Annotated in this window: 12 protein-coding genes; 10 read left to right on the forward strand and 2 right to left on the reverse strand. The window is 49.5% G+C overall.

Annotation, left to right across the window (positions count from 1 at the left end):
• Positions 1 to 759: an ABC transporter ATP-binding protein gene (locus DFP94_RS00660; protein WP_114494527.1), complete on the forward strand. Its 759-nt coding sequence runs from the start codon at positions 1 to 3 to the stop codon at positions 757 to 759.
• Between the two features lie 429 nt (positions 760 to 1,188).
• Here DFP94_RS00660 and DFP94_RS00665 read toward each other — a convergent pair whose 3' ends face one another.
• Positions 1,189 to 1,842: a GntR family transcriptional regulator gene (locus tag DFP94_RS00665; RefSeq protein WP_114494528.1), complete on the reverse strand. Its 654-nt coding sequence runs from the start codon at positions 1,840 to 1,842 to the stop codon at positions 1,189 to 1,191.
• 202 nt (positions 1,843 to 2,044) lie between these two features.
• Here DFP94_RS00665 and uxuA point away from each other — a divergent pair, with 202 nt between their 5' ends.
• From uxuA to DFP94_RS00700, 7 genes are all read left to right on the forward strand, one after another.
• The gene (gene uxuA, locus DFP94_RS00670; protein ID WP_114494529.1) at positions 2,045 to 3,130 is read left to right on the forward strand and encodes a mannonate dehydratase; all 1,086 of its coding nucleotides are present in this window, start codon (positions 2,045 to 2,047) and stop codon (positions 3,128 to 3,130) included.
• A complete protein-coding gene (locus DFP94_RS00675) occupies positions 3,131 to 4,741 on the forward strand; it encodes a mannitol dehydrogenase family protein (protein WP_114494530.1) in 1,611 nt (536 codons plus the stop codon).
• Positions 4,742 to 5,190: 449 nt separating this feature from the next.
• Positions 5,191 to 6,234 carry a Gfo/Idh/MocA family protein gene (locus DFP94_RS00680; protein ID WP_114494531.1) on the forward strand — a complete coding sequence of 348 codons (1,044 nt, stop codon included), beginning with the start codon at positions 5,191 to 5,193 and terminating at the stop codon, positions 6,232 to 6,234.
• A 3-nt stretch (positions 6,235 to 6,237) separates the two neighbouring features.
• A complete protein-coding gene (locus tag DFP94_RS00685; protein WP_114494532.1) occupies positions 6,238 to 7,191 on the forward strand; it encodes an AraC family transcriptional regulator in 954 nt (317 codons plus the stop codon).
• 2 nt (positions 7,192 to 7,193) lie between these two features.
• Positions 7,194 to 8,276 carry a Gfo/Idh/MocA family protein gene (locus tag DFP94_RS00690; protein WP_114494533.1) on the forward strand — a complete coding sequence of 361 codons (1,083 nt, stop codon included), beginning with the start codon at positions 7,194 to 7,196 and terminating at the stop codon, positions 8,274 to 8,276.
• A 41-nt stretch (positions 8,277 to 8,317) separates the two neighbouring features.
• A complete protein-coding gene (locus DFP94_RS00695; RefSeq protein WP_114494534.1) occupies positions 8,318 to 9,394 on the forward strand; it encodes a Gfo/Idh/MocA family protein in 1,077 nt (358 codons plus the stop codon).
• A gap of 192 nt (positions 9,395 to 9,586) precedes the next feature.
• The gene (locus DFP94_RS00700) at positions 9,587 to 10,768 is read left to right on the forward strand and encodes an MFS transporter (protein ID WP_245954404.1); all 1,182 of its coding nucleotides are present in this window, start codon (positions 9,587 to 9,589) and stop codon (positions 10,766 to 10,768) included.
• A gap of 132 nt (positions 10,769 to 10,900) precedes the next feature.
• On the opposite strand, the gene DFP94_RS00705 is transcribed toward DFP94_RS00700, so the two are convergent.
• Entirely contained in the window at positions 10,901 to 11,524 is a 624-nt protein-coding gene (locus tag DFP94_RS00705; RefSeq protein WP_114494535.1) for an acetate uptake transporter, read from the reverse strand.
• 164 nt (positions 11,525 to 11,688) lie between these two features.
• Between DFP94_RS00705 and DFP94_RS00710 the strand changes: the two genes are divergently transcribed.
• Positions 11,689 to 12,219 (forward strand): RNA polymerase sigma factor, encoded by a 531-nt coding sequence (locus tag DFP94_RS00710; protein ID WP_114494536.1) that lies wholly within the window; start codon positions 11,689 to 11,691, stop codon positions 12,217 to 12,219.
• Positions 12,188 to 13,225 (forward strand): DUF4179 domain-containing protein, encoded by a 1,038-nt coding sequence (locus tag DFP94_RS00715; RefSeq protein ID WP_114494537.1) that lies wholly within the window; start codon positions 12,188 to 12,190, stop codon positions 13,223 to 13,225. Before DFP94_RS00710 ends, DFP94_RS00715 begins: the two co-directional genes overlap by 32 nt.
• Positions 13,226 to 13,309: the final 84 nt, after the last annotated feature.

A 13,309-nucleotide genomic window follows, 5' to 3' on the forward strand; every position in this document is an offset into this window, starting at 1 on the left:
ATGAATAGCATTATTACAGGTAAAAATATCGTGAAAACCTTTGGTAAGGGTAACGAGCAGGCCAAGGCGCTGAACGGAGTAAACGTGGAAATAGCAAAAGGCGAGTTTGTTGCCGTGATGGGGCCGTCCGGTTCGGGAAAATCCACACTGCTGTTCGCGCTCAGCGGCATGGACGAGATTACAGGCGGGTCGGTGAAATTTGGCGATGCCGAACTATCTAAACTCCGGGAAAACGCGCTTGCGGATGTTCGCCGGACAAAAATGGGCTTTGTCTTTCAGCAGCCCACTATGCTGAAAAACTTGAATCTTTTGGATAATATCATCCTCCCCGCCACGCATGAGGGCAAAAAGGATACAGCGAAACTCACGCAAAAGGCGAAAGCCCTGATGAAGAAAACGGGGATTGCCGGGCTTGAAAGCAGGGATACCACGGAGGTTTCGGGCGGCCAACTCCAGCGGGCAGGCATCTGTCGCGCCTTGATGAATGCGCCGGAGATTCTCTTTGCCGACGAGCCGACCGGCGCGCTCAACTCAAAATCGGCGGAGGAAATCATGGGGCTGCTGGTGGACATCAACAAAGAGGGCACAGCTATATTGCTTGTGACCCACGACGCGAAAGTAGCGGCCAGGGCTGACAGGGTTCTGTTTACGAAGGACGGGAATATCGTTTCCGAACTGCCGCTACAAAAGTTCAGCGGCAGGGATATGGAGGAGAGAGGGGAAAAGGTACTCGCTGAGATGGCGGCTGTGGGTATTTAGGTGCGATTTAAAATTGCAAATAGCCATAGGCGGCGCGGAAAACCTCTGAACTTTATTGCTTATGCCTTGCGAAAACGATGAACACGGAGCGCGTAACCGTGCCTTCTTTGGGCGAAAGTCCGAACTTGGACAATGCATGTATAAATTAGTGAGTGTGAGGTGGTGAGAGATAAACACAACTTTCCTGAAGAATATGGTAATTGTTCTGGTAGGTTATTTAGGCCGTTCTCCGCCTTTCTCCATTCATCAACCTGTCAATCCGGCGAAGCAATTCGCCACATGATGAATGGAGGAAGTATAATGGACAAGCCATTAGTTAGTTACTCCAGAAAAAGTCACGACAATTGTCTGGAAAACAGGAAAGGAATACAGAGGTGCTTGAATTCCTTGGAAGTAAGAATTCGCCAAGCATCTTCTTCTTGGATTAAGCTATTTTTTGATATACTCCGAGAACTTTTCGAGAAATTCCAAAGAATTGATGTCCTCCCTCAGATGATGGTGCACCAAGTCGTCGATTTTCGCCGTTTCTTTATTCGCCATGTATTCCAGCATGCGTTGGTGCTCATTCCAAATTTGCAACAGCTTTCCTTTTTCCAACATGTGCAATTTTCGATATCTGACGTAGTGAACATTGGATTGCTGGATCAAATTCCACAAAAACTCGCGCCCCGCCAATCTGTACACTGTGCAGTGAAATTGGTCATCAAGGCCGAGAAAAGCATCCGCGGCATTTTCCTCCCTGATGGCGGCCTTCTGCGCGTCCAAAATTTCCTTTAGTTCCTGCATCTCTTTCAGCGAAAGCTGGGAGGCCAGGTCTTTCATAATTTCCTTCTCCAGCGTGCTTCTCATATAAATCATTTGCTCGACGGAATCCAAATCGATATGCGAAACGAAATTTCCTTTTTTGGGATAGACATCGATATAAGACTCAAGAGACAGCTGCTTCAGCACGTCGCGCAAAGGCGTCCTTGAAAGCTGAAAACGTTCGGACAAGGCGGTCTCGCTCAATATCGTACCGGGCTTTAATTTTAGCGTCAAAATATCGCTTTTGAGCAGATTCATGATTTCTTCTTTCGTAAACATTCCATTCCTACTTTCGTTTGAAATATCTATTACTAGTATACAACTGCTTTGAGCGAGTTCAAATCCTTTGTAATTAAATTCACTTAAAAACCCGAGAAAGAACTCTGTTTTATACGATTGACAAATATATTTCCCTAATTTATGATCAAGAAAAATCTTGTATACAAGATTGATGCGTTAACATCTTGAGGAGGGCTTCGTTATGAATATGACTTGGAGATGGTATGGGGAGGGGAACGACAATATCACGCTCGATCATATCCGGCAAATTCCGGGGGTGATGGGTATTGTCTGGTCTCTGCATGATAAGGTCGCCGGAGAAGTGTGGGAAATGGAGCGGATTCAGGAGGTTGCCGATCAAATTACAAGCAAAGGTTTCAGCACGGCGGTTGTGGAAAGCGTCAATGTTCATGATGACATCAAAATCGGCCTGCCGTCCCGCGATAAATACATCGATATTTACATCGACACGATCCGGAAGTTGGCCAAAGTAGGCGTTAAAGTAATTTGCTATAACTTTATGCCCATTTTTGACTGGACTAGAACGGAGCTTTATAAGGTGTTGCCTGACGGGTCTAACGCTCTATTTTATGAAAAGGCTGCCATCAATGACGATCCTCGCAAAATGGTTGACAAAATCCTCAAAGGTGCCGGAAACTTTACGATGCCGGGCTGGGAACCGGAGCGGCTGGCGAAGCTGGACGAACTGTTTGCGGCCTATGCTGAAGTCACCGAAGAGAAGCTGTTTGAGAACTTAAAGTATTTCCTTGAGCGTATCATACCTGTATGTGAAGAGGTTGACATCAAGATGGCCATCCATCCGGACGATCCGGCTTGGCCGATCTTCGGACTGCCGCGGATCATCCGCAGCCGAGATACGATTCGCCGCCTTCTTGACATGGTCGACAGTCCATATAACGGCCTGACCTTCTGCACCGGCTCGTTAGGCACGAATCCGGAGAACGATTTGCCGGCCATGATTCGCGAATTCCACGACCGCATTTACTTTGCCCACATCCGTAACGTGAAGGTGTTTGAAAACGGTGATTTCATCGAAGTGTCTCATCGCGGACAGGATGGCAACGTGGATGTGCCTGAAATCGTAAAAGCATACCATGAAAATGGGTTCAAGGGATATGTCCGTCCGGATCACGGCAGACATTTGTGGGGTGAGGAGCAGAATTGCCGCCCAGGATATGGCTTGTATGACCGGGCCATGGGAATCATGTATTTGCTCGGCGTCTGGGACAGCCTGGAAAATGCCAAGAATGCAAAGGAAGTGAATTAGATGCTGAAGCTGGACCGGAAGGGGCTTTTGGACAAGGCTGCTTGGAAAGCGGCCGGCATCGAATTGCCGCAATTTGACTTGGACGCCGTAGCGAGGAAAACCTCCGATAATCCGCAATGGGTACATTTTGGAGCGGGCAACATTTTCCGTGGTTTCGTGGCTAATGCTCATCAAAAGCTGTTGAACGCCGGAAAAGCGGATACCGGCATAATTGCGGCAGAGACCTTCGATTTTGAAATGATCGGTAGAGTTTACAAGCCCTATGATAATTTAACGTTGCTGGTGCTGATGAACGCGAACGGCGAATTTCAGAAAAATGTGGTCGCCAGCATCGTCGAAGGTCTTGCGGTGGACAAAGAACGGCCGAGCGAGTATCGCCGTTTGATCGAGGCGTTCGAGAATCCGAGCCTGCAGATGGCCAGCTTCACCATTACGGAAAAGGGCTACTCCCTGACGGGGCCTGACGGCAAATACCTAAGCATTGTGGAGAAGGATTTGATGAACGGTCCTGAGCAACCGGTTCACGCGATGAGCATCGTCGCCTCGCTTGCTTACCGGCGTTACCTGAAAGGGCAGTATCCGATGACCTTCGTAAGCATGGACAATTGTTCCCATAACGGCGACAAGCTGCGGGACAGCGTGCTTGCCGTCGCTAAAGCTTGGGCGGAAAAAAGCTTGGTAGAAGAAGGCTTCGTCGCTTATCTTCAGGATGAAAGCAAAATTACGTTCCCGCTGTCCATGATCGACAAAATCACGCCGCGCCCGTCGGTAAAGGTTCAATCGGCGCTGGTCGATTCCGGTTTGTCCGATATGGAGATGATCGTCACTTCCAAACATACGTACACAGCTCCATTTGTTAATGCAGAGATTAGCGAATATCTGGTCATTGAAGACAAATTCACCAATGGTCGTCCGGCACTAGAGGAAGCGGGGGTTATTTTCACCGATCGGGAAACGGTCAATAAGGTGGAAACGATGAAAGTTACCACTTGCCTTAATCCGCTGCATACCGCGCTTGCCGTTTCCGGCTGTTTGCTCGGTTATACCCTTATTGCGGACGAAATGAAGGATTCCGTGTTGCGGCGGTTCGTCGAAATCATCGGTTATGAGGAAGGATTGCCGGTCGTGGTGGATCCGGAAATCATCCATCCCAAGCAGTTTCTTGACGAAGTCTTGCAGGAGCGGTTCGCCAATCCGTATATCCCCGATACGCCGCAGCGGATCGCCACGGATACGTCCCAAAAGATGGGCATCCGTTTTGGTGAGACGATCAAGTCCTATATGCGCAGAGAGGATTTGGATCCCGCCGGCTTGACCGCCATTCCGTTGGCTATTGCTGTCTGGTGCCGTTATCTGCTGGGCGTAGACGATCAAGGGCGGGAATTTACGCTTAGCCCTGATCCGTTGCTTGACAAACTTCAGGGTCATTTGCGGAATACGGCTTTGGGCGATCAAACATCCGAGGTCCGCAAAATTCTTGAGGATGACCAACTTTTCGGAGTGAACTTATACGAAATCGGCCTCGGCGACAAGATCGAAGCCATGTTTCTAGAAATGCTGGCCGGTCCGGGAGCGGTGCGAAGCACTGTGGAAAAGTACGTAAAAAAATAGCGGTATGTATTAAAAGGAATCTTGGCAAAATCTCCAAGGTTCTTTTTTGTGATGAAACGGCTCCGATTCCGGAGATTTATATGGCCTGCGGAACCGATGACTTCCTGCTGGATGTCAATCGGGAAGGTTACCGGATATCTGAATCGTGAAAACGTGAAACACATCTATAAAGAAGGTCAGGGAGCACACATGGGATTTCTGGAACGAATCTATCGGCGATGCGCTGGAATGGGCTGCAGGAGACCGGGGTTCGGCGCGTTAGTCCGCTGAATGTTGGCTCCGGCAAGCCGGACGAAAAGCGTTCCTTTGCTTTATTGAAAAACGGAGTTAAGGTTCTTTTTTTGCCATGTCATGAAAAATCAGCTTTATATTCATGTCGTGATTTTACATATTTTTGTCGTATACTTCTACTAAAAAAATGACTTCTATTGTGATAACTTAATAAGTAGATGTCAGAATATTATATATGGAAACCGGAGGGAGTTACATTGAATATTCGTATTGGCAAGGCCAGTTATTGGCACGTCCATGCCTGGGATTATACCCGTCAAGCTCAAGATCATCACGACACCGAAATCGCGGCGGTATGGGATGAGCAATCGGAACGAGGAAAGCAAGCGGCCGAAGAACTGGGAGTACCTTTTTATGAGACATTATCCGAGATGCTTGCCCGGCCCGATGTGGACGCGGTCATCGTGGACGCGCCGAGTAACATGCATAAGGAAGTGATCATCGCGGCGGCGCGGGCCGGCAAACATATTTTTACGGAAAAAGTGATAGCTCCAACTTTGCGGGAAGTTCATGAAATCGTGGATGAAGTGGCTAAAAACGGCGTGAAATTTACGGTGTCTTTGCCCCGGCTTAATGACGGATACACCCTAGCAATTCAAGATGTTCTGAGCCAGGGGCTGCTCGGCGACGTTACTTACGTTCGGGTGCGGCTATCTCATAACGGCGCCATTGCCGGCTGGCTTCCCGAGCATTTTTATGATTTGGAGCAATGCGGCGGAGGCGCGCTGATCGATCTGGGCTGCCATCCGATGTACCTGACCCGGCTGTTCCTCGGACAGGAAGTGACCGGAGTGAGCGCAAACTTCGGCTATGTCACCGGAAAGGAAGTTGAAGATAACGCCGTAGTGACGTTGTTTACCGGGTCCGGCGCCATCGGCGTGGTCGAGGCGGGGTTCGTGAACAGCCATTCTCCGTTTACGGTCGAGGTTCATGGAACGGAAGGAACCTTGCTGTACGGCACGCCCGAAAACAAATTGCTGCTCCGATCCAATTTAGCGGCCGACAAGGGCGGCGACTGGACCGAGCTGGCCGTTCCGGACAACCGTGAAAGCGCCTTTGACCAATGGGTTCGTCACATTCAGAACGATACGTCAGCAACCGACAATGTTCAAACCGCAGTTGAGCTTACGCGGTTAATGGAGGCGGCGAATGCTTCGGCCAAAGAAGGCCGGGTAATCCGGCTGCAGGAACCGGGCCGGTAAGCCATGGACGGCAGCTTGAAGTTGAATGCTTTTCCTTTTGAAGTCATGTTCGAAAAGCAGGATATGCTGGAGCGGCTGGATATCGTTATCGCTTGGGGAAATTACGAGATTCGCGTTTTAAGGTTCCATTTGACTTCATTTGAACCCGGCAGGATCATCGATTTTCATAACCATGCGGAGTTTGAATTCCATTTCATTCCGAAAGGAAAAGGGTCCGTCATTCTTGAAGACCGCCCTTATGCTTTATCGGAAGGCATGTTCTACTTGACCGGTCCCGGGGTGATGCATTATCAGGAAGCTTCCCTCGAAGAGGGCATGTACGAATTGTGCCTGCATGTGGATATCGTTGCCAAATCCAACCCTGAAGCCGATCCCTGGGAAGCGGCCGAGGCTGAAGAATGCGTGGAAAAGCTGCGCAGCCTGCCGCGAAAACCGGCACTGGACAGTCACCGGGCCATGTACTGTTTCTTGGAAGCGTATGAGGTCTGCGAAGGAAAGCACCGGGGATTCTACACTTCGATCAAACAAATGGTGATCAGTATTTTGTTAAAAGCGGTTAGAGCCTACGACTCTGGTGAAATAAGTACTGAAGCCCCGATCAGGGATATGCTGGCCTACCGTTATCAATATGCTGTCCAGTACATGGAAGCCAATCACTCGGCAAGTCTGACGCTGGACAATGTTGCCGAAAAGTTGAACATCAGTCCGAGACAGCTGCAGCGGATTTTCAGAAACGTAAATGCCGAAATGCCATTCAGCAAGGTGCTGGAAGACATCAGACTGCATGCCGTTTGCCGTAAGCTCGAAGAGAGCGCTTCATCCATCGAAACCATAGCGGTGGCGGAAGGGTTTTCCAATGCGACTTATCTGCATCAAGTGTTTCGCAGGCGGTTCGGAATGACTCCTTCCGCTTACCGTAAGGCTAAAGAATCCAAATCCAATTATGAGGTGAATTGAACATGAGTAAAGTATATCGTATTGGAATTATCGGTTGTGGTGGCATTGCGAACGGTAAGCATTTGCCCAGCCTAAGCAAATTGGATAATGTGGAATTGGTTGCTTTTTGCGACATTGTCCCCGAACGTGCAGAAGAAGCTGCGGCCAAATACGGCGCCGAGGGAGCCGCGGTTTACAGCGATTACCGGGAACTTTTGCAGGACGGCTCCCTGGACATCGTGCATGTGCTTACGCCTAACGATGCCCATGCCGAAATCTCCATAGCTTCGCTTGAAGCGGGCAAACACGTGATGTGCGAAAAGCCGATGGCCAAGACGGCGGCGGATGCCCGGAGAATGGTTGAAGCGGCCAAGCGCACGGGAAAGAAACTGACGATCGGTTATAACAACCGGTTTCGTGAGGACAGCATGTACATGAAAAAGGTGTGCCAGGAAGGGAAGCTGGGACGCATTTATTTTGCCAAAGCCCATGCGATCCGGAGAAGAGCCGTTCCAACGTGGGGCGTGTTTTTGGATGAAGACAAGCAGGGCGGAGGACCGCTTATCGATATCGGGACCCATGCGCTCGATCTGACGCTTTGGATGATGGACAATTATAAACCGAAGGTAGTTTTGGGTACGAAATACCATGAGCTCTCCCGGAAAGAAAATGCGGCAAACGCCTGGGGGCCATGGGATCCTGAAAAGTTTAAGGTAGAGGATTCGGCGTTTGGTATGATTGTTATGGAAGACGGGGCAACCATTATGCTAGAATCCAGTTGGGCGATCAATTCGCTAGAGGTGGACGAAGCCAAATGCAGCCTTAGCGGCACGGAAGCCGGAGCGGACATGAAGAATGGGCTACGCATTAACGGGGAAGAATTCAGCCGCTTGTATACCAAAGAAATTGAACTTGGCGCAGGCGGAGTAGCTTTCTATGACGGCAATGCCGAAAACGCGGCCGATGTGGAAATGAAACGATGGATTGAAGCCGTGGATCAGGATCTGGAGCCGGTGGTTACGCCGGAGCAGGCCTGCGTCGTTTCTGAAATATTGGAGGCTATCTATGAATCGGCTCGCACTGGTAAGGCGGTATATATGAACTGATCCCTGCATCATAGCATTGGAAAGGTGAGAGGAGAACGACAATGGATCATCATCACGACGACAAACATACCGTAGTCATCATCGGTTACGGCGGCATGGGGAGCTATCATGCCAAACTGATCAAGGACAATGGCCGGCTTCAGGTGATCGGCACTTATGATATCGATCATGCCCGCGGAAAAGCTTCGGAACAGGACGGCTATCGCGCTTACGAAAGCTATGAAGCGGTCCTGAACGATGCTGCTGCGGAGATCGTCCTCATCGCGACGCCGAACGATGTGCACAAGGACCTGGCGCTGCATGCATTCGCTGCAGGCAAGCATGTCATTTGCGAAAAGCCGGTCACGATGTCGGTGGAGGATTTCGAAGCCATGACGGCTGCGGCAGACCAGGCGAACAAGGTGGTGATGGTGCACCAAAATCGTCGTTGGGACGAGGATTACCTGATCATTAAACAAATGTACGAACAAAAAACGATCGGTGATTTGTTCCGCATCGAGTCAAGAGTTCACGGGGCGAACGGAATCCCTGGCGACTGGCGCCATCTTGATGCGCATGGCGGCGGAATGCTGCTGGATTGGGGCGTTCACCTGTTGGACCAATTGATCTTTATGATCGACAGTAAAATCATCAGCGTGAGCAGCACCTTGAGCTTTATTTTGGGCGATGAGGTGGATGACGGGTTTGAAGCCATGCTGCAATTTGAAAATGGAGTATCCGCTCTGGTCGAGGTAGGGACCACCAATTTCATTACGCTTCCGCGCTGGTATGTGAAGGGAACGGAAGGCACGGGCGTGATTGAAGACTGGTCGATGACGGGCCGGATCGTGACCCGGAATCGCGATGCGGAAATCGTGGAGCCGAAACCGGTTCAAGCCGGGGTCGGATTGACCAAAACGATGGCGCCTCCATCGGAAATGGCGACCCTCACGGGAGCATTGCCGAAACCTTACGCTCAGCGCAGCAGCTTCTATGACAATTTCGCTGCGGTCATAGAAGGCGCGGACGAGGCGATCGTCCGTAATGATGAAGTCTTGCGGGTGCTGAACCTGATTGAAGCTATTTTCCGGTCCGGACGAACCGGCGAAACCGTGAAGGACTTTGACCTGTACAAATAAAGGCGTGTGACCAATATTAAAGAAACTGCTCCTTTTTGGTGCAGTTTCTTTGGTTTTGCCCCCGATTTTTATCAACACTATAAAACTATCGGCTCAACGAGCGGGGACCCCTTTCCTATTGCTCTCATGGGATGATAGAATGTGATTGTACAGCTAACATATGCTTGCGACATGAAATGGAGAGATCGAATTTTGAGCAACAACAAGAAAGATAAATCACGGCAAGACAGACAAATGTGGATTCTCCGTGGATTGAATTTTTGGCAGTATGCTATATTAGCTGTGCTTGCACCGTTTTTGCCCTTATATTTTGCCGACTTAGGATACTCATCTTCCCAGGTCGGTTTTCTCATGATGATCGGCCCGTTCGCGGCCAGCCTGATCCAGCCGTTCTGGGGGTATTTGAGCGATCGGTTGCGTGCGGTAAAGATCATGATATTTCTGCTATGGAGTTTAGCGATTGCTAGCAGTATAGGTCTGTTTAATTCCGGTACGAGCTACGCGCTGACTCTATGCTTTGTGTTGGCCTTATACTTCTTCTTTCAGCCTTCCATGCCGCTGCTCGACAGCATCTCCGTCCAGTCGGCGGAGCGCAGAGGCGTTGCCTACGGTTCGCTTCGGTTATTCGGCTCCATGGGTTATACCGTGGTTTCTCTTTCAGGGGGGGTGCTGCTGGCCGCTTTGGGAGGAATTGCCAAATTGCCTTATCTGCTTTGGGCAGCCTGGATTGTGCCGCTCTTGCTGCTGTTTTTTCTGCGCGACGAACCGGCCGAAGGGGAAGGCATGTCCCTGAAATCTATAAAAGAACTGTTTACGAACAAATCTTTCTTATGGTTTTTGTTCATGGTGTTCATCATTTCAGTACCCCACCGCATGAACGATGTTATGCTTGGCTTGTACATGAAGGAATTAGGCGCTTCCGATTCCATGGCGGGATGGGCCTGGGCGCTTGCTGCTGCCGTTGAGATTCCCGTATTTGCCTTGATTGGCAAGTATATCAACCGGATTCATGAATATGTGCTGATCGGGATTGTCGGTCTTGTGTACGCGCTGCGCTGGCTGATGTATTATTTGACCGATGATCCATGGGTCCTGCTGGCACTGCAAGCGGGAGCGGCCGTTACATTCGCGATATTCTGGATTGTTTCCATGCATTATGTCGCCCGGATCCTTCCACCGCAGCTCTGCGCGACCGGATTTTCCCTGTTAAGCATGGTGTATCTCGGCTTGTCCGGCATGACCGGCGGCGTTATTGGAGGAAGACTAGCGGACTTGTTTGGGGGAGAAAGCATGTATTTGTTCGCGGTTTTCACCTCCTTTGCCGGGGGGATCTTGTTTCTTGCGACCGAGTTTTATTCCCGCCGACGCGTTTAGAAGCGGTAAGAAGCGGAGTGAAGTGAGCAACGTTCAGGTTAAACGGAAGAAAAAACGAAGGCCGCCTGTCGCGCGTATCGGAGCGCATCAGGCGGCTTTGATTTTGCATTTGCTTGGTTGGAATACGTTTGTTTAAGTCCGGTCCTTAAAAATGCCGAACGGACGGCCGACCGGCATGAACACCCGGCCAAAATGAACATTCAGCACCGCAGCGCCCGCGCCGTAAAGCGAAAGCAGGCCGATACCCAATTCCGCGAATGCGGCAAGTTTATGGAATACTTCCGGCACGATACCGAATGCATCCAGGCTAAGGCCGAGAAAAAGAACATCGATCAATACGAAAATGAAAAACAGGACTTTATGCGTCTCCATCGCACCGATGGTCATGAACAAGGTGAAGACGAGATATCCGGCAAACGCAAAACCAAGCTGCTTGCCGTCGATGCCGGACGCCAACTCCGGTCCAAGCGCTCCCAGCTTGATCAACCAGCTGACGCCCATGGCAAACCAGAAAAAGGCATACGCCCCGAAAGCGGTCATCCCGAAAGTGTTGTTATGTTTGGCGTCCTGAATGCTGGCGTACAGCTGGGCAAAGGCGCCCAAAAATATGGCCCAGGGGATAGCGTAGCTAAGGCCTTCAGTCAGTCCCAGCTTTTGCGAGGAAGCGACGAGGGTGACGATCGCCAGCCCGAACAGGCCGATTCCGCTGGGATCGGCCGTAATGATTTTTACTTGAGTTGAAGTTGCGTTTTGCATGGTTCCTTAAGAGCCTCCACGAGATCGTTTGCTGTCTTGGCATTCCTCCGATACCGGAATGCATACTGAAATATTGTAATGGATTTGGACAGGTTCGTACAATGTTTTATATTAAGTAAGATATTTTTACAGGGTCAATCGTGTTATATACAGGAGGTGAACCGATGGACAATCCTGCTTTAGGGCCAAGAGATGACGAATTTGCTGAAATCTATCGAATGCATGTGGATACGGTATACAGACTGTGTTTCATCCTTTTGAAAAATACGGCGGATGCGGATGACGCCGTTCAATCCATATTTTTAAAAATGTTCAAGCACAACAAAACGTTTAATGACCATGAGCATGAGAAGGCATGGCTGATCGTTGCCACCAAAAATCACTGTAAAGACGTGTTAAAAAGCTGGTGGAGATCCCGCCGCATTGACATGGACGTATTGCCGGAAAAGACGAGTTGGGAAAACGATAAGCAGCAGGGAGAGGTGCTGGCAAAACTTCTTTCGCTTCCCGAAAAATACAGAACGGTTCTGTATCTATACTATTATGAGGAATATTCCGTAAGAGAAATATCGAAACTGCTGGATCGCAAGGAGAGCACGATACAAACGCAATTATCGAAGGGGCGCGAACGTTTGAAGGCTGATTTGCGAGGAGGGGAATGTTTTGAACGAGAACCGTCTAAAGGGACTATTTGAATCGTTGAAGCCGAAGGAGGAACATAAAGATACACTATTTCAGGCGTTATCGGCTAAAGGCGAACAGGCGGAGAAAAGAATGCCGATCCCCTGGCGACATGTAAGAACGGCTATGTTGGCAACAGCGATGATGATCGGATTCATCACGACTACGGCTTATGCGGCCGCGTATTTTGGACTAGATATGAAGTTTCTAAATTTTCTGAAACCGTCTGATAGCGAGCAGGAGCGGTATTTGCAAAATGGAGCTTATGTAGTTAATAAACAGGTCGCAAACAAGAACGGGACCCTGGAAATTAAGCAAATTATCGGCGACGGTCATTTGATCTATATTTTAATGGACTTCACCGCACCGGAAGGAACCGTCCTCAATGCGGAGCGCTATCGTTTTGAGGGCGACTTAGATTGGGATTCAGCAGGTTCCTCCAGTGCCGGTTATGATTTTGCTTTATTGGATGACGGAAATTCGGAGGATAATAAGATCAGTTTAGTGATGAGTTATTTAGTGACGGATCAAACGGCGCCAGGCCAGGAGGTGACTCTATTAGTCGAGAACCTGGAAGGGGCGGAAGCTTTCCCCGACGAATATGAGACCGTCATCTCAGGTTCCTGGGAAACCAGATTAAAACTGGATTATAAAAATATCTCGACACAGCACCGGGTGGATAAAAAGCTAACGCTCTACGGATACGAAGCGACATGGTCATCGATTTCGGTTTCCCCGATTTCAGTTACGTTAAAGGTGAGCAGCACTTTTACAAAACAGATTTCGGAAGCGGCCAGCGAATCGTGGAAGGAAATCGGACTAAACGAGTATTCGGACCATTATCCCATGATTATCCGTTACCAGGATGGGACGTCGGAAACTACAAGTGTTTTTACGGGGATGGTCGTAGCGGATCATTTAAGCGAAACCATCACCATAGTAAAAACCTTTACCCCTCTTATTAATGACAAGCAAATCGAAACGATAGAATTCTTTGGTACCGTGATTCCGATGAATTAAAGCCGGCATCGGATTTCAACGCCGGCGAGGATCATGATCATAGCAGCAACTGGAATACGAGATGCCCGTAGTGTACTCACTACG

Origin of the sequence: Fontibacillus phaseoli, assembly GCF_003337355.1 — a bacterium.
Lineage (GTDB): Bacteria > Bacillota > Bacilli > Paenibacillales > Paenibacillaceae > Fontibacillus > Fontibacillus phaseoli.